Raw genomic sequence first — 20,492 nt, 5'->3', positions numbered from 1 at the left:
CTCACCCCTCGCGCGCCCCCTACCGAGATGGCGACTCTCGGCTGTGCGCGGGCACCCCAGCACAGCCGAGAGTTGCCATCTCGGCGGACGCTTCGCCGGGGTACGCACGACGGGGCGGCACCCCCGGAGGGTGCCGCCCCGTCGTGGGTGCGTGCGTCAGACGATCGCGCGCTGCTGGCTCTCGTCGTGGTGGCCGTGGCCGTTCTGCGCCGGGGTGGTCTTCTGGACCTGGAGCAGGAACTCGACGTTGCTCTTGGTGTCACGGAGCTTGCCGAGCAGCAGCTCGATCGCCTGCTGCTGGTCCAGCGCGCCCATGACACGGCGGAGCTTCCAGATGATCTTGAGCTCGTCCGGGGCGATGAGGATCTCCTCGCGGCGGGTGCCGGACGCGTTGACGTCCACCGCCGGGAAGATCCGCTTGTCCGCGAGCGACCGGGAGAGCCGGAGCTCCATGTTCCCGGTGCCCTTGAACTCCTCGAAGATGACCTCGTCCATCTTGGACCCGGTCTCGACCAGCGCCGAGGCGAGGATCGTGAGCGAGCCGCCGTGCTCGATGTTGCGCGCGGCGCCGAAGAACCGCTTCGGCGGGTAGAGCGCCGAGGCGTCCACACCACCGGAGAGGATGCGCCCGGAGGCCGGGGCCGCCAGGTTGTACGCGCGGGACAGGCGGGTCAGCGAGTCGAGCAGCACCACGACGTCCTGGCCGAGCTCGACGAGGCGCTTGGCGCGCTCGATCGCCAGCTCGGCGACCATCGTGTGGTCCGAGGCGGGGCGGTCGAAGGTCGAGGCGATGACCTCGCCCTTCACGGTCCGCTCCATGTCCGTGACCTCCTCGGGGCGCTCGTCGACGAGCACGACCATGAGGTGGACCTCGGGGTTGTTCGCGGTGATCGCGTTGGCGATCTGCTGCATGATGATCGTCTTGCCGGCCTTGGGCGGCGCGACGATGAGGCCGCGCTGGCCCTTGCCGATCGGGGCGACGATGTCGATGACCCGCGGCGTCAGGTGGTTCGACTCGTTCTCGAGGCGCAGCCGGTCCTGCGGGTACAGCGGCGTCAGCTTGGTGAACTCGGGGCGGGTGCGCGCCTGCTCGGGCGCCATCCCGTTCACCGTGTCCAGGCGGACGAGCGCGTTGGCCTTGTTCGGCCGGCCCGCACCGCCCTGGCCCTGCTGCTCGCCGTCGCGGGGCGCGCGCACGGCGCCGGTGATGGCGTCGCCGCGGCGGAGGCCGGCCTTGCGGACCTGCGCGAGCGGCAGGTACACGTCGTTCGGGCCGGGCAGGTAGCCGCTGGTGCGCACGAACGCGTACGACTCCAGCACGTCGAGGATGCCCGCCACCGGGACGAGCACGTCGTCCTCGGCGATCTCCACCTCCTCGTACGGGAGGTCGCCGACGCCGCCGCGCTGGCCGCGACCGCGCTTGCGGCCGTCGCGGTCGCGGTACCGGTCGCGCGAGCGCCGGCGGCGGCCGCCGCGCTCGTCGTCGTCCTGGCCGTCCTGGCCGTCCTGCGGGTGACCCTGCTCGGCCGGGTTCTGGCCGACGCGGCGCGGCTGGTCCTGCTGCGGCTGCTGCTGGCGCTGGCGCTGGCCCTCGGGCTGCTCGCGGCGGTCGCCGCGCTCGGCCCGGTCGCCACGCTCGGCCCGGTCGCCGCGCTCCCCGCGGTCGCCCGCGGAGGTCGGGCCCTCGGGCAGCGTCACGTCGACGGTCGGCGCACCGGCGCCGCGACCCGCACGGCGGGACCGGCGCTCGCCGGTGACGGTGCCGACGGCGTCGGCCGCGCGCGCGGCGCGGTCGTCGGCCTGCTGGCGGGAGTCGAGCGAGCGCTCGACGGCCTCGAGGCCGGCGAGGACGTCGACGGTGCGGCCGCGGGCCTCGGTCGGCTCGGCGGCCGGGGCGGCGGTGTCGGCCGCGGCGGACTCGTCCCGCGCCGGGCGGCGGCGCTGGCCCCGGGGCGCGCTCTCGGCGGGCGCACCGGACGCCGCCGGGGCGACCTCGGCCGGGGCGGCGGCCGGCGCCGTGGTCTCGGCGGCGGCCGCGGTGTCCGGCCGGCCGGCGTCGCGCGTCGCCGCGCGGCGGGTGCGCCCGGCCGGGCGCTCGCCGCCACCGGCGCGCTTGGCCTGGATGGCGTCGACCAGGTCGCTCTTGCGCATCCGGGAGGTCCCGGTCACGCCGAGCTCGGCCGCCAGGGCCTGGAGCTCCGGCATGCGCATGGCGGACACGGCGCCACCACGGGCGGAGCCGCCGGAGGCGCTGCTCACGGCCGGCTCGATGGTGTCTGTCACGAAGGACCCTTCCCCCTCGTCGGGGACCGCCGCCCACGGTCGGGGCGCGCGGTCCGCATCCGGCCCTGTCTCGGGGCCGGCGCGTCGGTGAAGCCGCACGGGTCGCGCCGATCGCGTCGACTCGCGTGGGCTGGATCGTTCCCGGGCTCGGATCTCCTGAGCGACGCTGCACCGGAAAAAGGCTGAGCGGATGTCAGGACGAGGCCCGGGGAACGGCGCCCAGCATAGCACCGGGGCGCGTCGATCAGGGCAGTCTCCGGGCCTCCGCGCCCGCGGTGTCGATCGCGAGCGGGACGATGCGCCAGCCGCCCATCACCCCGCCGAACACCTGCTGCAACGCGTCGTCCGCGTCGGTCGGCCGGGCCCCGTCGCCGCCCGCCTCGCCCGCCGCGCGCGCGAGCACGAGCACCGTCGGACCCGCGCCCGACACGACCGCCGCGACGCCCCGGGCGCGCAGCGCGTCGACGAGCGCGAGGCTCTCGGCCATCACCGGGCGACGGTAGCCCTGGTGCAGCCGGTCCTCGGTCGCGGGCAGCAGCAGGTCGGGGCGGCGGCCCAGCGCCTCGACCAGCAGCGCGGCGCGGCCCGCCTGGAACGCCGCGTCGCCGTGCGGCACCTGCGCGGGCAGCACGCCGCGGGCGTGCGACGTCGACAGCCGGCTCGACGGCACCACCGCGACCGGCGCGACGTCCGGGTGCACCGCGAGCCGGGCCGCGCGCACCGCGTCGGCGCCCTCGGACCAGGCCACGGTCGCGCCGCCGAGGAGCGCCGGCGCCGCGTTGTCGGGGTGCCCCTCGAGCTCCGTGGCCAGCCGCAGCACGACGTCGTCGTCCAGCGACTCGGGCTCCGCGACGAGCGCCCGCGCGGCGAGCAGGCCCGCGACCACGGCGCCGGCCGACGACCCGAGGCCGCGGCCGTGGGGGATCCGGTTGCGGCACGTCAGGTGCAGGCCGGTCTGCGGCGCGCCGACGTGGTCGAGCGCGTGCCGCAGCGCGCGGACGACGAGGTGGTCGTCGCCGGACGGCACCTCGTCGGCGCCCTCCCCCACCACGTCCACGAGCACGTCGCCCGAGCCGAGCGCGCGCACCTCGACCTCGTCGTGCAGCGCGAGCGCGAGGCCCAGCGCGTCGAACCCCGGTCCGAGGTTCGCGCTCGTCGCCGGGACGCGCACCCGCGCCCGGTCGGCACCCAGTCGCACGACGCGCCTCAGCCGAGGCCGAGCGCGGTGGCGATCTCCACCACGTCGGGCCGCACCCGGGTGGTCTCGACCTCCGTGCCGTCCGCGGTGCGCAGCGCCCACTGCGGGTCCTTGAGGCCGTGGCCGGTGACGGTCACGACGATGCGCGCCCCGGGGGGCACGCGGCCCTCCTGGGCGAGACGCAGGATGCCCGCGACACCCGCGGCCGACGCCGGCTCGACGAACACGCCGACCTGCGAGGACAGCACCCGGTGCGCGTGCAGGATCTCGTCGTCCGTCACGGCTTCGATCAGCCCGCCGGACAGGTCGCGCGCCGCCTCGGCCTGCGTCCAGGAGGCCGGGTTGCCGATCCGGATCGCGGTCGCGATCGTCTCGGGCTCGGTGATCGGGTAGCCGTGCACGATCGGCGCGGCGCCGGCGGCCTGGAAGCCCCACATCGCCGGCGTGTGCGTGGCGACCGGGTCGAGGTCCGCCCCGGCGTCGAGGCCGGCGTACTCGCGGAAGCCCTTCCAGTACGCGGTGATGTTGCCGGCGTTGCCGACGGGCAGCGCGTGGATGTCCGGGGCGTCGCCGAGGGCGTCGACGATCTCGAACGCACCGGTCTTCTGGCCCTCGATGCGGTCCGGGTTCACCGAGTTCACCAGCTCGACGGGGTACGCCTCGGCGAGCTTGCGCGCGGCGATGAGGCAGTCGTCGAAGTTGCCGTCCACCTGCAGCAGCGTCGCGCCGTGCGCGACCGCCTGGCTGAGCTTGCCCATCGCGATCTTGCCGTCCGGCACCAGGACCGCGCACACCATGCCGGCGGCGGTGGCGTACGCGGCGGCCGACGCCGAGGTGTTGCCGGTCGACGCGCACACGACGGCCTTGGCGCCGCGGCCCGCGGCGGCGGACATCGCGGTCGTCATCCCGCGGTCCTTGAACGAGCCGGTCGGGTTCATGCCCTCGACCTTGACGAACACCTCGGCCCCGGTGAGCCGCGACAGCGCGGGGGCCTCGACGAGCGGCGTGCCGCCCTCGCCGAGCGTGACGACGCGCTGCTGGACGTGCGCCGGCAGCCGGTCGGCGTACTCGCGGATCACGCCGCGCCACTGGTGTGCCATCAGGCTCCCTCGACTCGCAGGACGGACACGACCTCGCGCACGGAGGCGAGGTCGCGGATCGCGGCGACGGTGGCGGCCAGCGCGGCCTCCGGCGCCTCGTGCGTGGTGATGACCAGGCGGGCGACGCCGGGCGCGTCGTCGCCGACGGCGGCGGAGTCCGCGGGGGCGACGTCGGCGGGCGACTGCCGGACGGCCTCGATCGACACCCCGTGCTCGGCGAGCACCGCGGACACGTGCGCGAGCACGCCCGGCCGGTCGTCGACGTCGAGCCGGACCTGGTAGCGCGTGCGCGCCGACTCCGCGGGCAGCACCGGCAGCGCCGCGTACCAGGACTCGGCGGGGCCGCGCCCGCCGTGCACCCGGTGCCGGGCGGCCGACACGACGTCGCCGAGCACGGCGCTCGCCGTCGGGGCCCCGCCCGCGCCGCGGCCGTAGAACATGAGCTCGCCGGCGGCCTCCGCCTCGACGAACACCGCGTTGAAGGCCCCGCGCACGCCCGCGAGCGGGTGGCTGAGCGGCACCAGCGCCGGGTGCACCCGGACCTGGACGCCCTCCGCGCCGTCCTCGGTCGCGCGGCGGTCCGCGATCGCCAGCAGCTTGATGACGTGCCCGGTGCGCGCGGCCCAGGCCACGTCGTCCGCCGTGACCTGCATGATGCCCTGGCGGTCGACGTCGTCGATCGACACCCGGGTGTGGAACGCGAGCGACGCGAGGATCGCGGCCTTCGCGGCGGCGTCGAAGCCCTCGACGTCGGCGGTCGGGTCGGCCTCGGCGTAGCCCAGCGCCTGCGCCTCCGCCACGGCGTCCGCCAGGTCGAGGCCCTCGGTCGCCATGCGGTCCAGCACGTAGTTGGTCGTGCCGTTGACGATGCCGAGCACGCGGTGCACCCGGTCGCCGGTGAGCGACTCGCGCACCGGGCGGACCAGCGGGATCGCGCCGGCGACGGCGGCCTCGAAGTACAGGTCCACGCCTGCGGCGTCGGCGGCCTGGTAGAGCGTCGGGCCGTCCTCGGCGAGCAGCGCCTTGTTCGCCGTGACGACCGCCGCGCCGTGCTCGATCGCGCGGAGCAGCAGCCCGCGGGCCGGCTCGATGCCGCCGACGACCTCGACCACGACGTCCGCCTTCGCGACCAGGCCCTCGGCGTCCGCGGTGAGCAGCGCGCGGTCGACGACCGGGTCGCGCGGCGCCTCGACGTCGCGCACGGCCACCCCGACGAGCTCCAGCGGCGCCCCGACCCGCGCGGCGAGGTCCGGCGCCTGCGTCGTGAGCAGCCGGACGACCTCCGTGCCGACGACCCCGCAGCCGAGCAGCGCGACGCGCACCGCGGGGGCGGCCGGTCGCGCCGGGCGCGGGCGAGGTGGGGCTGACGGACTCGTCGCGTGCGGTCACCGCGTGCACCTTCCGATCACGCCCGGTCTGCTCCGGGCCTGCTGGGGTGGGATCCGGCGCAGCGGCGCCCGACCGGACCACAGGATAGGGGGGCGCCCTCGGCGGGCGGCCGGGTATCCACACCGTGGGCGTGGCGGTCCGGCGGGCTGCCACGACCGTCGGGCCGCCGGGCTGCCCAGGGGGAGGTCCCGCGCGCACCGGTTGCCGCCGCCACCCGCCGGAACCGCGCACCGGGTCGTCCGATTGCTCGAGGTCGGACGACCCGGTGCCGGCCGTCAGGTGTCGGTCTCCGGTCGAGCCACGAGCGCGACGAGCCGCCGCTCCATGCCGGCGAGGTGCCGGCGGACGACGTCCCGCACCACGTCGGCCTCGATCCAGAGGTACCCGTGCGCGATCCGGTTCCGCAGGGACCGGATCTGCGGCCACGCGTTGTCGCACGCGTCGTCGCGATCTGCGTCGGGCATCTTGCCGATGCAGTCGAGCGCGCTGGACAGGTGGAGCGCGACGGCGTCGAGCGCCACCTCCTCGTCGAGCCCGTACTCGTCGACGTAGCGCCGGATGAGGGCGAGGTGCTCGAGGGCGTCGTCCGCCAGGTCGGCTGTCGTCCGCTTCACAGTGCGATCGCCTCCACCGTCCGCGCGACCCGCGGCTTGAGCATCCGCGCGGGGACCAGGTCGACGGGTCGCCCCAGGAGGTCGGTCAGCTCGACCTCGAGACGCGCGAGGTCGAACAGGCTGACCCCCGGTTCCAGGTCGACCAGAAGGTCCACGTCCGACTCCGGGCCGTCCTCGCCGCGCGCGACCGACCCGAAGACCCGGACGTTCGACATCCCGTGCCTGCCCGCGGCCGCGACGATCGCGTCCCGCTGCCTGCCCAGCACCCGGTTCAGCACGGTCTCGGGCGGTCCGTCCGCGCGCTCCCCCGGCGGCGCCGCGCCGTGCCGGTCCCCCGGCGCCCCGTCGACCACCACCTCGCGCCTCGCCGGCGCGACGTCCACCGCCGGCGGCACCGCGTCCACGCGCCGCAGCAGCCGTGCCACCTCCGGCTGGCTCCGCCCGAGCGCCGCCGCGATCCGCCGCTGGCTCCACCCGCGGTCCGCCGCCTGCCGGACCGCGAGCACGAGCCCGCGCGCCGCCTCGGCCCGCAGCCGGTCGGCTCGCGCCGCGGCCTCGCCGAGGTACGCACCGAACGCCGCCTCGACCGCCGTCGTCCCGTCCTGGTCCCCGTCGACCATCCCGATCACCTCCGATAGCAGACGCTATCGACGGCGCGCAGCACTCAACCGGCGCCCTACCACCTACGCAGCACGGCCCGGGGGCACGCCTCAGCCCAGGTCGAGCGCCAGCAGGTCGTCCTCGGTCTCGCGCCGCACCAGCACCCGGGCCGCCCCGTCGTGCACGGCGACCACCGGCGGCCGCGGCACGTGGTTGTAGTTCGACGCCATCGACCGGCCGTACGCCCCGGTCGCCGCGACCGCGAGCAGGTCGCCCGCCGCCACGTCGGCGGGCAGCTGCACCTCGTGCACGACGATGTCGCCGCTCTCGCAGTGCTTGCCGACCACCCGCGCGAGCACGGTCTCGGCGGCGCCCCCCCGGGACACGATCGCCGCGTGGTAGTGCGCGCCGTACAGCGCGGGGCGGATGTTGTCGCTCATCCCGCCGTCGACGGAGACGTACAGCCGGGACCGGCCGTCGTCGAGCGAGACGGGCTTCACGGTGCCGACGGTGTACAGGGTGAGCGTGGTGGGGCCGACGATCGCGCGCCCCGGCTCGAACGACAGCCGCGGCAGCGGCGTGCCGAGCGCCGCGCAGGTCGCGTCGACCGCCGCGGCGATCTCCTTCGCGATCCGGTCGACGTCGAGCGGCACCTCGCCGGGCAGGTAGGCGATGCCGAACCCGCCGCCGAGGTCGACCTCCGGCACCAGGTACCCGGTGCGCGCGGCCAGGTCGGCGCGCAGCCCGAGCACCGACTGCGCCGCGACCGCGAACCCCGCGGGGTCGAGGATCTGCGAGCCGATGTGCGAGTGGATGCCGAGCAGCCGCAGCTCGGGGTGCCGCAGCACGAGCTGCAGCGCGGTGAGCGCCGGGCTGTCGCCGCCACCGGCGGGCGTGGCGACCGACAGGCCGAACTTCTGGTCCTCGTGCGCGGTGGAGATGTACTCGTGCCCGCCCGCGTGCACCCCGGTGGTGACCCGCACCATCACGGGCGCCGGCTCGGCGCCCGTGCCCCGCGCGCGGACGGCCGCGGCGACGCGCTCGACCTCGCCGAGGGAGTCGACGATGATCCGCCCCACCCCCGCGTCGAGCGCCCGGGCGATCTCGGCGTCGGACTTGTTGTTGCCGTGCAGGCCGAGGTCCGCGCCCGGCACCCCGGCGCGCAGCGCGACGGCGAGCTCGCCGCCGGTGGAGGTGTCGACCCGCAGGCCCTCCTCGTGCGCCCAGCGCGCGACGGCCACCGACAGGAACGCCTTGCCCGCGTAGTAGACGTCGACGCCGGCGCCGACCTCGGCGAACGCGGCCTCGAACGCGGTCCGCAGGGCCCGTGCCCGCGCCCGGAAGTCGGCCTCGTCCAGCACGTACGCGGGCGTGCCCTGCTCCGCCGCGAGGTCGCGGAGGTCCACCCCGGCGACGCGCACGGCCCCGTCGGCGCCGCGGCCCGCGGAGGCGGGCCAGGGCAGGCCGAGCGGGGCCGGCGCGGCGGTCGGGCCGGCCGTCACATGCGCTCCGGGGCGCTCACGCCGAGCAGGGCCAGGCCGTTCGCGAGCACCTGGCGGGTCGCGTCGTTGAGCCACAGGCGGGTGCGGTGCACGTCGGACACCTCCTCGTCGCCGAACGGCAGGACCCGGCGCTGGTCGTACCACTTGTGGTACGCCCCGGCGAGCTCCTCCAGGTACCGGGCGACGCGGTGCGGCTCGCGCAGCTCGGCCGCCTGGGCGACGATCCGCGGCAGCTCGGCGATCTTGCCCAGCAGCACGGACTCGGTCGCGTGGTCGAGCAGCGACGCGTCGAACCCGTCGTCCCGGCGCACGCCGGCGTCGGCGGCGTTCCGGCCGACCGAGCAGGTGCGGGCGTGGGCGTACTGCACGTAGTAGACGGGGTTCTCGTTGGTGGCCCGGGTGAGCAGGTCGAGGTCGAGGTCGATCGACGAGTCGGTCGACGAGCGCGCCAGCGAGTACCGCGCGGCGTCCACGCCCACGGCCTCGACCAGGTCCTCGAGCGTGACGACCGTGCCGGCGCGCTTGCTCATCCGGACCGGCTGGCCGTCCTTGACCAGGTTGACCATCTGCCCGATGAGGATCTCGAGGTTCACCCCCGGGACGTCGCCGAACGCGGCGCACGCCGCCATCATCCGCCCGACGTAGCCGTGGTGGTCGGCGCCGAGCATCATGATCGCCCGGTCGAAGCCACGCTCGCGCTTGTCGAGGTAGTACGCCAGGTCGCCCGCGATGTACGCGGCCTCGCCGTCGGACTTGACGATGACGCGGTCCTTGTCGTCGCCGAACTCGGTGGTGCGCAGCCAGGTCGCGCCGTCGGACTCGAAGACGTGGCCGAGCTCGCGCAGCCGCGCGACGGCCCGGTCGACGGCGCCGTTCTCGTGCAGCGAGTCCTCGTGGAAGTACACGTCGAAGTCGACGCCGAAGTCGTGCAGCGCCTGCTTGATCTCGCCGAACATGAGGTCGACGCCGCGCGCGCGGAACGCCTCCTGCGCCTCGGCGTCGGGCAGCGTGCGCGGGTCGGGGTCGCCGGCCGCGACGGCCTGGGCGATGACGGTCTCGGCGATGTCGGAGATGTACTGGCCGCCGTAGCCGTCCTCCGGCGCCTCCTCGCCCTTCGCGCGGGCCAGCAGCGAGCGGGCGAACCGGTCGATCTGCGCGCCGTGGTCGTTGAAGTAGTACTCGCGGGTCACGGCCGCGCCGGACGCCTCGAGCACCCGCGCGAGGCTGTCGCCGACCGCGGCCCAGCGGACGCCGCCGATGTGGATCGGGCCGGTGGGGTTCGCGGAGACGAACTCCAGGTTGATCTTCTCGCCGGCCAGCGACGCGTTGCGGCCGTACCCGCCCGCGGCCTCGACCACGGAGCGGGCGAGCTCGCCCGCCGCGGCGGCGTCGAGCGTGATGTTGAGGAAGCCGGGCCCGGCCACGTCGACCTTCGCGACACCCGGGGCGTCCGCCAGCCGGCGCGCGAGCTCCTCGGCGAAGGCGCGCGGGTTGGTCCCGGCCTTCTTCGCCAGCTGCAGCGCGACGTTGGTCGCCCAGTCGCCGTGCTCGCGCTGGCGGGGTCGCTCCACGTGCACGGTGGCGGGCAGGTCGGCGGCGTCCAGGGCGAAGGTCCCGTCGGCGACGGCGCCCGCGAGGGCGGCGCGCAGGGACTCGGAGAGCTCAGCGGGGGTCACCGGACAAGCGTAGCGACGCGCCGGGGCTCCCCCGACCCGTCAGGCGGGCGGGGCCGCCGGCCGCCGCGGCCCCCAGGTGTCCTCCAGCATCACCGGCCGGCACGCCACCGTCGCCGCACCCAGCAGCACCACCAGCGTCCCGAGCAGGAACAGCAGCGCCGCGGTCCACGTCCCGGTCGCGTCGTACAGCGCCCCGACCAGCAGCGGCCCGGTGCCGGCGATCGCGTACCCGACGCCCTGCGTGAACCCGGACAGCGAGGCCGCGCCCGCCGACGTCCGCGTGCGCAGGTTGATCAGCGCCAGCAGCACCGGGAACGCACCCGGCCCGATCCCGCCGAGCAGCACCCACAGCCACACCGGCCCGCCCGGCGACACCAGCAGCCCGACGTACGACACCGCCCAGCAGGTCACGAACACCACGACCAGCCCGATGGGGTTCCGCATCCGGGACGCGGCGATCGGCGCGATCAGCGCGGGCGGCAGGCCGAGGATCGCGAACACCGACAGCCACACCCCCGCCGCGTGCGCCGACGTCCCGCCGTCCACCAGGATCTGCGGCAGCCAGGCGAACATCACGTACGAGTCGAGCGAGTTCATCGCGAACGTGATCGCCATGCCCCACGCGAGCGGGCTCCGCCACACCCGGCCGCCGGACCGGTGCCGCGACGTCAGCGCGGGCGTCGTCGCGGGCGCCCGGCGCAGCAGGCCGGACAGGTGCGTCCGCGCCGCCGCCGACCGGACGACCACGACGACCCACGGCACGGCCGCGAGCACGCCGACGACCGCCCACACCGACAGCGCGGTCCGCCAGCCCAGCCGCTCGGCCACCGGCAGCGCCAGCAGCGCGGGCAGCGCCGTGCTGAACGACATCGTCACCGAGTAGATCGAGGTGACCACGCCGATCCGGTCCGGGAAGTACCGCTTCACCACCGGCGGGAGCAGCACGTTGCCCATGCCCATGCCGGCCAGCGCGATCACCGACCAGCCGAGGAACCCCGCCGCCGACGTCGAGGTGGACCGCACGACCTCGCCCGTCACCGACAGCAGCATCGCCGCGACCAGCAGCGGCTCCAGCCCGACCCGGCGCGGCGAGCACCGGGGTCAGCGAGCCGAACGCCGCGAACGACGCCACCGGGATCGTGCCGAGCAGACCCGCCTCGGTCGGCGACAGCGCCACGTCGGCGCGCACCAGGTCGAGGATCGGCGAGACCGACGCGACGGCGATCCGCAGGTTCAGCGCGACCAGCACCACCCCGAGCAGCACGACGCGGCGACCCCGCCAGGGCGCGACGGGACCGGCGGGCGGGGTGGTGGACGACATGCGGCCTCGGTTCTGCACGGGAGACTGCGCGCGTCGGCGGGCGCTGGCGGACGGGTGCCCCCGGTCGTGTTGAATCGCGGCACAACTGACCAGGGAGACTACTCCGCATGACGCGACGCACCGGACTCATCGACGCGACGGTGGCGCAGCTCCGGGCGCGCATCACCTCGGGCGACTGGCCGGTCGGCACCCGCATCCCGCCCGAGCCCGCGCTGGTCGAGCTGCTCGGCGTCGGCCGCAACACGGTCCGCGAGGCGGTCCAGTCGCTGGTGCACGCCGGGCTCGTCGAGCGGCGGCAGGGCTCGGGCACCTACGTGCTGTCCACCTCCGAGCTGGCCGTCAGCATGGGCCGGCAGATCGCCGACGCCCGGCAGCGGGACGTGATCGAGGTCCGGCGCAGCCTGGAGGTCGAGGCCGCCCGGCTCGCCGCCCGCCGCCGCACCACCGCCGACGTGGCGGCCATCACCCGCCTGCGCGACCAGCGCGCCGAGGCGTACCGGTCGGGCGCGCTCGACCGGATGGTCGCGGCCGACCTCGCGCTGCACCGCGCGATCGCCCGGGCGGCGCGCAACCCCGTGCTGCTGTCGCTCTACGAGAACCTCATCGACGCGATCACCGACAACATCCGGTTCAACTTCGCGCAGATCCTGCAGGACGGCGACAACCACGACGGGCTCGTCGAGGCGATCGCGGCGGGCGACGACGTGCGGGCCGTCGACGAGACCAGCGTCTACCTGTCGGGGCTGCTCGGGGAGGACTGAGAGCCTGGTAGTCTCGTGCACCGCGCTGCTGGTTCGCCGGTCGGCGTGCGGCGGTACCCCGCCCTCGTAGCTCAGTGGATAGAGCGTCTGCCTCCGGAGCAGAAGGTCGTAGGTTCGAATCCTATCGAGGGCACCAGCACGCAGGCCCGGCCCCTCGAGGGACCGGGCCTTCGTCGTCCCCGCGCCCCGCGTCCGGGCCGGCGCGTCAGCCGTCCGCCGGGAACCGGATCCCCGCCGCCAGCCGCGCCGCGGTCTGCACCCGGCTGACCGCCACGCTGCTGTCCAGCCAGGCGGACGCGGCGGCCCGGTCGTCCTCCTCGACCGCCCGGACGAACGCCCGGAACTCCGTCGCGAGCCGGTCCCCCGCCAGCCCGTCGTCGACCGTCTCCACGGTCCCGTCGGCCAGCTCCAGCGTCACCGCCCCGACCAGGTTCGGCGACGTCGACGTCGTGATCCGGCCCGCGGTGCCCTGGATCAGGCCGCCCTGCGGCCCGGCCGAGTCCTTCGCCTGGGTGCAGGTCGCGACGAACCCCGGGTACCGCAGCACCAGCACGCCGCTGGTGTCGATCCCCCGCTCGACGTTCGCGGTGTACGTGGCCTGCTCGGGCTCGCCGAACAGGCCGAGCACGAAGTGCAGGTTGTAGAGCCCGAGGTCCATCAGCGCGCCGCCCGACTGCTCCGGGTCGAACGCCGGGGGCACCTCCCCGGCCCGGAACGCGTCGTACCGCCGCGAGTACTGGCTGTACTGGCTCTGCACCAGCTTCACGTCGCCGATCCGCGGCAGCCAGGCCCGGACCTGCGCGAGCGCGGCCAGGTGGATCGTCGTGACCGCCTCGAACAGGAACCGCCCGCGCTGCTCGGCGAGCCGACGCAGGTCGAGCGCCTCGTCGACGGTGCTGGTCATCGGCTTCTCGACGACGACGTGCAGCCCGCGCTCCAGGCCCTCGCGGGCGTAGGCCACGTGCGCGGCGTTCGGCACGGCGACGTAGAGGGTGTCGATCCCGGCGGCGCAGAGCTCGTCCAGGCTGTCCGTCACGAGCGGCACGCCCGTGCGGGCCGCGAGCTCCCGCGCCCGGTCGAGCGACCGCGGGCGGGCGAGCACGCCCACCACCTCCAGGCCCGGGACGAGCGGCGCCCCGCGCTCCAGGAACTCCGCCACCATGGCACCCGCACCGACGACCCCGAGACGCATCACCCGGAGATCATCCCCCGGGCGGGACGGCGGTCCGGCCCGCCCTCCGGTCAGCGCGGGGCGCGCGGGAGCGAGCGGGCCGCCGGCTCGCTGAACTCCAGGGTGATCCGCAGGTGCCGCAGCTCCCGCTGGTCGAGCACCCGGCCCGCGCCCTCGTAGTGGATCGACTCGCCGTCGATCAGCTCCAGGCGCGCCATCGGGGCGTCGACCAGCAGCGTCTCCGTCGTCGTGTCCTCGACTCTCAGGCTGCCCCCGGTGCCCTCGATGCGGACCGTGTGGCCGCGCAGGTCGACCGCGCGCAGCAGGGCGCGGGTCGCGCCGTCGCGCAGCAGGATCCGGGTCGGTCGCAGCACAGGGGGTCCTTCCGGGGGCGGGGTCGGGTGCGCGGCGCTGCGCGAGGGGAAGCGCATGCCACCCAGATCGTACGATCGGCCGCGACCAGGGCACTTGTGAGGACTTTGGCGCCGGCTTGACCCGGCGTGACGGCCCGGCCGGTACCGTCGGCACGTGCCCCGCCGCCGCCCGTCGTCGATCCCGGGCCTCGTGGAGCACCGGGAGCCGCTCGCGCCGGGCGAGGCGCACGTCGACCCCGCAGACCCGCGTGGCCTGGCCCGTGGTGCGGGCGACGGCTCGGACTGGTTCTCGTGGCGCGCGGAGCTGTTCTCGTGGGTGGCCGCGGTCCTCGCGGTCGTCGAGGTCGTGGTCGCCGTCCGCGCGGCGTCCTGGCGCCCGCTCGTCGCGACCGCTCTCCTCCTCCTGGCGGCGGCGGTCGCGCGGCGGACGCGCACGCGGTACGACCGCTCCCCGCGGGGGAGGCGCGACCTGCTGCGGATGAGCGGCGGGATGTTCGGCGCGCTGCTCGTCTTCTTCGCCGGCCTCCCGTTCCTCGCGCCCTGACCGGGCCCGTCCCTCAGCTCGCCGGAACCGTGCCGCGCGGGCGGCGACCGCGCGGCCTCCGGCCCTCGTGCGGCCGGCGTTCCCGTGGCCCCGACACGCCGCGCATGGCACTGTGCCCAGGTGACCCCCTCCGCCGCGGCCACGCCCGCGACACCGCCGGCCGCCGCGCGCGGTGCCGCCCCGGAGCCCGCGCGCGCCTCGTGGGACATCGGCTCGCCGACACGGCTGCTCGCCGCCGCCCTCGTGTGCGGCGCCGCCGTCCTGATCTTCGCCGTGCACGTCCGGCCGCTCGGGTACGTGCCCCTCGTGCTCGGCGTCGCGCTCGGACTCGCCGTCGACCGCGCGCTCGGGCGGGACCTGGCCCTGATCGGCACCGGCATGGCGATCGTCTCGGCCATCTCGCTCAAGGCGGACCTCTCCGACGCCGGCATGGCGCGGTTCACCGTCGCCCTGTCCCTCGCCGTCCTGGTGCCGTGGGCGCTCTCCCGGTACGTGTTCGGGCAGCGGACCATCCGGTTCCCCGTCGCCACGGGCCGGCGCTGGGCGCGCTGGCAGTGGGCGTACCTGGCCGCCGTGGTCGTGATCGGCTACCTCGTCCTGCCGTTCTACTTCATCGGCTCCGGGGCCTACCGGAACTGGCCGGACCTCGACGGCGGGCAGGACATCGCGCGGCTGTTCGTGGGCGTCAACGCGGTCGGCATCTGGGACGAGCTGTTCTTCATCTGCACCGTCTTCGCCCTCCTGAGACGGCACCTCGGGCTGTGGACCGCCAACGTCCTGCAGTCGGTGGTCTTCGTGTCCTTCCTCTGGGAGCTCGGCTACCGCGAGTGGGGGCCGCTGCTCACCGTGCCGTTCGCCCTCGTGCAGGGGTGGATCTTCGCGCGCAGCACCTCGCTGCCCTACGTCGTCGCGGTGCACCTGCTGTTCGACCTCGTGGTGTTCGGCGTCCTCGTGCACGCGCACCACCCGGAGCTGCTCGACGTCTTCGTCACCGCGCCGGGCTGAGCGCGCGACGGGCCGAGCGCGAGAAGAGCCGAGTGCGAGACGGGTTCGACCCGCGCGCGTGTCGGTGGGCGCCGCTAGCGTCGTCGGCACAGCCGCGTCCAGGGCGAGGACCGCGGGTCGCACCCGACCTCCCGGAGCCCTCGTTGACCGCTTTTCCGCCCTCTCTCGCTCCCGCCCCTGCTCCCGCCCTCGTCACCGTCGTCGTCGAGGACGGCCGGCCACCGGTCGTCGACGTCACCGGGTACGCCGACCTCGCCGAACGGGTCCCCGCGACCGCGACCACGCCCGTCCACCTGTGCTCGGCCGCGAAGGCGGTCACCGCGGTCGGCGTCCTCCGCCTCGCCGGTCGCGGCGTGCTGGACCTCGACGCCGACGTGCGCGCGCTCGTCCCGCTCGACGTGCCGGGGCGGACCGGCCCGACCCTCCGGGAGCTGCTCGGGCACCGCGGCGGCGTCGTCGACCCGCCGGGCGCGTTCGAGCCGGCCGCCGGCCGTGTCCCGCCGACCGCGGACGTCCTCGCGGGGACCACGGCGGCGCACGTCGGCCCGGTCCGGGTCACGGTCGAACCCGGTTCCGGTTTCGCGTACTCCGACGCCGGCTACTGCGTCGTCGAGCGCGCCGTCGAGGTCGCGACCGGCGAGTCCTTCGCCGACGTCCTGCACCGCGAGGTCGTCGCCCCGCTCGAGCTCTCGTCGACCGGCTTCTGGGCCGGCGAGGCGGCCGCCCACGTCCGCGGCCCGCGCGCGGCCGCGGTCGCCCGCCTCGCCGAGTCGGCCGCCGCGGGCCACCACGCCGACGGCCACCGGGTCGCCGGCACCCGGGCGCACTACGCCGGCCTCGCCGCCTCAGGCCTGTGGGCGTCGGCGTCGGACCTGGCCGTCCTGCTCGACGACGTCGGCCGGGCCCTCGACGGCCGGGGCGGGGTCCTGCTCGACGCCGACCAGGGGGCCGCGCTCGTCCGCGACCCGGGCGGCCTCGGCGTCGGACTCGGCGTCTTCCCGTTCGGGGTACCCCGGCGCCCGTGCGTCATGACCCAGGGGTGGGGTGTCGGGTCCCAGTGCCAGCTCCGGTGGTACCCGGCGGCGGGCGGTGCGGTGGCGGTGGTCGTCGCGGCTGATCCCGGTGTGGGGCAGGACGAGTCCGTCGTGGGGACGACGGTCGCCGCGGTCGCGGATGGGCGCGGGTGGCGGTGACGCGACACCCGCGACCCGGTCGACGTACCCCGACGGCGGCCCGGTCGACTGACGCCCGACCACGGTCCGGCCGACTCACCACCGACCACGGCCGGGCCGGCTGGTCCCCACCGCGAGCGGGCCGACCGACCCCCGAGCGCCCGGACGGCCCGAGGCAGCCGGCGGCTAGACCAGCGCCGGCCGACGAGCCGGCGCCGGACCTCCGGTGCTCGCGTGCCGGTGCCGCCAGCCGCCGGCCGCGTCGAGCACGTCGAGCGCGAGCGGCACCGACGCGGCCCGGGCGCCTCGGGGAGCCGACCTCCGCCCCGGACCCGGCACGGCACCGTCGACCTCCCACGGGGCGCTGTCTGCGTCGCCCGACGCCCCGGCGAGCGCCTCCAGGTCCTCGTGCGTCCAGTGAACGCCGAGCGGACCTTCGCCCGGGCGGTCCGACGGCACGAACAGCAGCGCCGCGTCGCCGTGCGGGTCCGGCGCCGGGGGCAGGGCCACGAGCAGGTGCCGCGTCACCAGGTCGACGAGCGGGAGCGCCCCACCCACGAACCGGTCCGCCAGCCGCGGTCGGTCGGCCGCCAGCCACAGCGCGGGTCCCCGCAGGCGCCGGACGAGGCGCAGGCCGCGCCGGTCCCCGACCACCACGTCGGGGCGGGCCGCGGCGTGCGCGGACGCGACCTCGGCATCAGGCAGGTCGGGGCTGGCCGCGACCACGACCGCACCGAGCCGGAGACAGGCCGCGATCGTCGCCGACCGCGCGGGGCCCGGCCCGAGCACCAGCGACACCCGGTGGTTCGCCCGCACCCCCGCGGAGTGCAGGGCCGAGGCGAGCCGGATCGCACGGTCCGCGCGCACGCTCCGGTCGGCGCGCACGCTCCCGACGGTGGCGACGCGACGACGGGTGGCGACGCTCCCGGCGGAGGTGACGCTCCCGTCGGTGGCGGGGCTCCCGGTGGTGGCGAGGCCCCCGGCGCGGTCGAGGCTCCCGACGGTGGCAACGCTCCCGGCGTGCTCGAGGCCCCCGACGGTGGAGTGACTCCCGCCGGTGGCAAAGCTCCCGGCGTGCTCGACGCCCCCGACGGTGGTGCGGCCACCGACGGTGGCGTGGTTCCGACGGGTGTCGACGCCCCGGTCGGCGCCGACGTCCGGGACGGTGGCCGCGACCCGGTCCCTGGAGGGCGCGTGCCCGGATCGACGTGCGGGAACCTCGGCGACGGTGCGGTCCGTGGGATCGAGACCGGTCACGGTGCCTCCTCGAACGCTCAGCCGGCAGGTCCGGCGACGTGCTCCCACCGTCCCCCGCCCGGGCACCTCGCGTCGTCATCCCCCGGGAGGGATCGCGCCTACACCCGCCGCGGTAGACCCACGACCGCAGGAGGACGAACGCGCGCGAGAGATCGGCCGGACGACTGACCCCCGAGGTGTACGCAGGCCGCCGGCGGATGGCGGGCGCGGGGTGGGGTGGGGTGGGTGGGGTGGGGTCTCGGACGCGCAGAGGATCGCTTGCGGCACCGGCCCACGCGGGCGGAGGTCGTCGCCGGGTTCTGGCGCGGGTCGGACGGTGCTCCCGGGAACGGAGTGCCGCGCGAGGCGCGGGGCGGACGGCCGCGCACGGACCGGACGAGCGGTTCGTCGCTCAGAAGGGAGGTGGTGCGTCGTACGGTTCGGCCGTGGCGTCGTAGATCTGCCCGGTGCCCGGCCGGGTCAGGTACCGGTGGCCGGTCGGGGTGATCCACTCGAACAGGCCGGGTTGGATCTGCCGTAGTCGGAAGCCGCCGTCGGTCTTGAGGCGGTGGTGCCGGTGGCAGACCGGGCCCAGGTTGTCGGCATCCGTGCCGCCTAGGGGCGCGTCGGGATCGCCGCCGGGTCGAGGGTGGAACTCCTGGGTGTGGTCGAGCTCGCAGCCGCACGCCGGGACCAGGCAGCCGGGTGCCACGCAGGTCTTGTCCCGGACGCGGATGAGTTCTGCGAGGGCGGCGGGTGGTCGATACCGCTCGCGGCCGACGTCCAGGACCCGGTCGGTCAGTGGGTCGGTGACGACCCGCTGCCAGACCCCGCCGATCGCCAGGGCCCGGGCCTGGACCGCGTCGACGGGGCCGTGCCCGTCGAGGTGCGCCGGCTGGTCGTCCAGCCCGAGCAGGGTGGACGCAGGGATGGTGATCCGGATCTCGGCGCCCGGACGGCCCGAGCAGCGGGTGCAGCCGCGACGCGCGGTGGTGGTCGCGGTGGCGGTCGCCGTCGCGACAGGGCTGTGCGTCGGGGCAGGTGGGTTGGCTCCGCTCGTTGGGTTCGGCGTGGTGGCGCAGGTGGTGGTGCCTGCTCCGGTCCCGCCGTCGGTCGATACCCTGGCGTCGTCTTCGGCCCCGGCGTCGGTCGGGACCCTCGTGTCGACTGAGGCCCCGGCCCCCAACTCGGCCCCGGTGTCGGTCGGGACCCCGGTCGACGTGCGTCGCGCTCCGCGCGAAGGGGCCTGGTGGCCCACACGGGGCTCGGGGTGCGTGGCGGGACCGAGCGGGGTGAGGGTGGCGATCGGGATCGGCTCCACCGGGCGGGTGAGCACCGCGCCGTCCCGGTCGGTGGAGGTCGCCCCGTTCCACGACCGTCGCGGCTCCGGCGGCACGGGCAGGCCCGGGGACAGGTGGACCTCGAACGCCGGCCCGTCCGACTCCGGGACGTCGCCGACCACCAGGTCGCGGAGGCCGTCGGCGCGCAGCTGGTCCAGGGTGCGGTCGTCGCCGAGCGCTTTGGCGGTCTTCGCGGCGTGCGTGAGGACCCCGTCGACCCGGAGCGCGTCCGCCGCGTCCAGAACCAGCCACATCGAGGCCATCCCGTCCGGCTGCGGGCGCGGGTGGGAGACCCTCCTCGTGCACCGGGCGCGTTCGCGGCGCGCGGCGGCGCCCTCGGGGTCGACCAGCCGGATCTCCCGCTCCACACGCTGGCGGAGCTCGGCGACCGAGCACTGGTCGGCGTCGGGCAGCACCGCGTCCTCCACCGCGTGGGCGACCTGGAAGGACAGGTCCGCCAACCCCGCCGTCAGGACCTGGGCCTTGGCCGCGTCGAGGTGCCCGACCTCCAACGCCTCGCGGGTCGCGCCGAGCATCCCGTCCAGCACCAGGGCACGGTGCACGGTCTTCGTCGCCGCGACCCGCGGCCATCCCAGGCGCATCGCCAGCTCGTCGCCGGCCACGCACGCCTGCGTCGGGGGCGCGCCCGCCAGCGGCGACCACTCCGGGCTCATCTCCTCCCGGGAGGCGAGCTCGGCGATCAGGCCGAGGGTCCGGGCGTGCTGGTAGGACTCGATCCGGGTCTGCGCGGCGATCACCTCGACCACGATCGCCGAGGGCAGCACGCTCGCATCCAGCCCCCGCAACCACGCGTCCAGCTCGGGTCCGGGCTCGCAGGACCGGATCGCCTCGATCTGCCGCTGCTCACCCGTGCGCGGCGCCCCACCGGCCGCGACGACGGGGTCCGGGCCGAAGTCCGTCAGGCAGGTCCCGTCGGGCCCGTAGACCGGCAGCACCACGGCAGCGACCGGGTCGCCGTCGGGGTGTTCCTGCAGGTCAGATGCCATGGAACGACACTACCGACGCCCACCGACACGCCCCCGGCGGCGGCACCTCGCCCTGGGGACGGAGCACGGCCACCGCACCTGTGGACGACTCGGCGCCCACACGTGGAGCCGCGCCCGAGCCCACCTCCGCACCGAGCGGTCGGCCGTGGGCTGCTCGACCGACCGACCACGGACCGGGCCGCCCCCGGTCGCGCCCCGG

Annotated in this window: 17 protein-coding genes and 1 tRNA gene; 5 read left to right on the top strand and 13 right to left on the bottom strand. The window is 76.0% G+C overall.

Features of this window, described 5'->3' with window-relative positions; translation table 11 throughout:
* Positions 1 to 156 precede the first annotated feature (156 nt).
* The 9 genes from rho to FKM96_RS15155 form a co-directional block, all read right to left on the bottom strand.
* Positions 157 to 2,283: a transcription termination factor Rho gene (gene rho / locus FKM96_RS15195; RefSeq protein ID WP_147795946.1), complete on the bottom strand. Its 2,127-nt coding sequence runs from the start codon at positions 2,281 to 2,283 to the stop codon at positions 157 to 159.
* Between the two features lie 244 nt (positions 2,284 to 2,527).
* On the bottom strand, positions 2,528 to 3,481 hold the full coding sequence (gene thrB, locus FKM96_RS15190; RefSeq protein WP_147795945.1) for a homoserine kinase: 954 nt from the start codon (positions 3,479 to 3,481) through the stop codon (positions 2,528 to 2,530).
* An 8-nt stretch (positions 3,482 to 3,489) separates the two neighbouring features.
* Entirely contained in the window at positions 3,490 to 4,581 is a 1,092-nt protein-coding gene (gene thrC / locus FKM96_RS15185; RefSeq protein ID WP_147795944.1) for a threonine synthase, read from the bottom strand.
* On the bottom strand, positions 4,581 to 5,903 hold the full coding sequence (locus FKM96_RS15180; protein ID WP_147795943.1) for a homoserine dehydrogenase: 1,323 nt from the start codon (positions 5,901 to 5,903) through the stop codon (positions 4,581 to 4,583). Before FKM96_RS15180 ends, thrC begins: the two co-directional genes overlap by 1 nt.
* Before the next feature lie 342 nt (positions 5,904 to 6,245).
* Positions 6,246 to 6,584, bottom strand: a complete 339-nt coding sequence (locus FKM96_RS15175; protein WP_147795942.1) for a DUF86 domain-containing protein — start codon at positions 6,582 to 6,584, stop codon at positions 6,246 to 6,248.
* A complete protein-coding gene (locus FKM96_RS21680; RefSeq protein WP_147795941.1) occupies positions 6,581 to 7,204 on the bottom strand; it encodes a nucleotidyltransferase family protein in 624 nt (207 codons plus the stop codon). Before FKM96_RS21680 ends, FKM96_RS15175 begins: the two co-directional genes overlap by 4 nt.
* A 90-nt stretch (positions 7,205 to 7,294) precedes the next feature.
* Positions 7,295 to 8,686 carry a diaminopimelate decarboxylase gene (gene lysA / locus FKM96_RS15165; RefSeq protein WP_147795940.1) on the bottom strand — a complete coding sequence of 464 codons (1,392 nt, stop codon included), beginning with the start codon at positions 8,684 to 8,686 and terminating at the stop codon, positions 7,295 to 7,297.
* Positions 8,683 to 10,362: an arginine--tRNA ligase gene (gene argS / locus FKM96_RS15160; RefSeq protein WP_147795939.1), complete on the bottom strand. Its 1,680-nt coding sequence runs from the start codon at positions 10,360 to 10,362 to the stop codon at positions 8,683 to 8,685. The genes lysA and argS overlap by 4 nt, the downstream gene beginning before the upstream one ends.
* 39 nt (positions 10,363 to 10,401) lie before the next feature.
* Positions 10,402 to 11,400 (bottom strand): MFS transporter, encoded by a 999-nt coding sequence (locus FKM96_RS15155; RefSeq protein ID WP_246855007.1) that lies wholly within the window; start codon positions 11,398 to 11,400, stop codon positions 10,402 to 10,404.
* A gap of 390 nt (positions 11,401 to 11,790) precedes the next feature.
* On the opposite strand from FKM96_RS15155, the gene FKM96_RS15150 reads away from it, so the two are divergent.
* Together FKM96_RS15150 and FKM96_RS15145 are read left to right on the top strand one after the other, a co-directional pair.
* Complete coding sequence (locus FKM96_RS15150; protein ID WP_147795938.1) at positions 11,791 to 12,444, top strand: FadR/GntR family transcriptional regulator; 654 nt, start codon at positions 11,791 to 11,793, stop codon at positions 12,442 to 12,444.
* A gap of 60 nt (positions 12,445 to 12,504) precedes the next feature.
* A tRNA-Arg gene (locus tag FKM96_RS15145) sits at positions 12,505 to 12,580 on the top strand.
* 69 nt (positions 12,581 to 12,649) lie between these two features.
* On the opposite strand, the gene FKM96_RS15140 is transcribed toward FKM96_RS15145, so the two are convergent.
* Together FKM96_RS15140 and FKM96_RS15135 are read right to left on the bottom strand one after the other, a co-directional pair.
* Positions 12,650 to 13,636, bottom strand: coding sequence for a Gfo/Idh/MocA family protein (locus FKM96_RS15140; protein ID WP_147797154.1), 987 nt, complete (start codon positions 13,634 to 13,636; stop codon positions 12,650 to 12,652).
* Positions 13,637 to 13,686: 50 nt separating this feature from the next.
* A complete protein-coding gene (locus tag FKM96_RS15135; RefSeq protein ID WP_147795937.1) occupies positions 13,687 to 13,989 on the bottom strand; it encodes a hypothetical protein in 303 nt (100 codons plus the stop codon).
* Between the two features lie 154 nt (positions 13,990 to 14,143).
* Here FKM96_RS15135 and FKM96_RS15130 point away from each other — a divergent pair, with 154 nt between their 5' ends.
* The 3 genes from FKM96_RS15130 to FKM96_RS15120 all read left to right on the top strand — a co-directional run bounded on the left by FKM96_RS15130 (position 14,144) and on the right by FKM96_RS15120 (position 16,731).
* The gene (locus tag FKM96_RS15130) at positions 14,144 to 14,533 is read left to right on the top strand and encodes a hypothetical protein (protein ID WP_147795936.1); all 390 of its coding nucleotides are present in this window, start codon (positions 14,144 to 14,146) and stop codon (positions 14,531 to 14,533) included.
* A gap of 120 nt (positions 14,534 to 14,653) precedes the next feature.
* Positions 14,654 to 15,538, top strand: coding sequence for a type II CAAX prenyl endopeptidase Rce1 family protein (locus FKM96_RS15125; RefSeq protein ID WP_371300431.1), 885 nt, complete (start codon positions 14,654 to 14,656; stop codon positions 15,536 to 15,538).
* A gap of 143 nt (positions 15,539 to 15,681) precedes the next feature.
* A complete protein-coding gene (locus FKM96_RS15120) occupies positions 15,682 to 16,731 on the top strand; it encodes a serine hydrolase (RefSeq protein WP_168216999.1) in 1,050 nt (349 codons plus the stop codon).
* Positions 16,732 to 16,896: 165 nt separating this feature from the next.
* Here the strand turns inward: FKM96_RS15120 and FKM96_RS15115 are convergent, their stop codons facing one another.
* Positions 16,897 to 17,595 carry an AMP-binding protein gene (locus FKM96_RS15115; protein WP_147795934.1) on the bottom strand — a complete coding sequence of 233 codons (699 nt, stop codon included), beginning with the start codon at positions 17,593 to 17,595 and terminating at the stop codon, positions 16,897 to 16,899.
* 763 nt (positions 17,596 to 18,358) lie between these two features.
* The gene (locus FKM96_RS15110) at positions 18,359 to 20,293 is read right to left on the bottom strand and encodes an HNH endonuclease signature motif containing protein (RefSeq protein WP_147795933.1); all 1,935 of its coding nucleotides are present in this window, start codon (positions 20,291 to 20,293) and stop codon (positions 18,359 to 18,361) included.
* Positions 20,294 to 20,492 lie beyond the last annotated feature (199 nt).

It is taken from the genome of Cellulomonas sp. Y8 (genome assembly GCF_008033115.1).
GTDB lineage: Bacteria > Actinomycetota > Actinomycetes > Actinomycetales > Cellulomonadaceae > Cellulomonas.
This window is presented reverse-complemented; position numbering and strand designations above follow the sequence as displayed.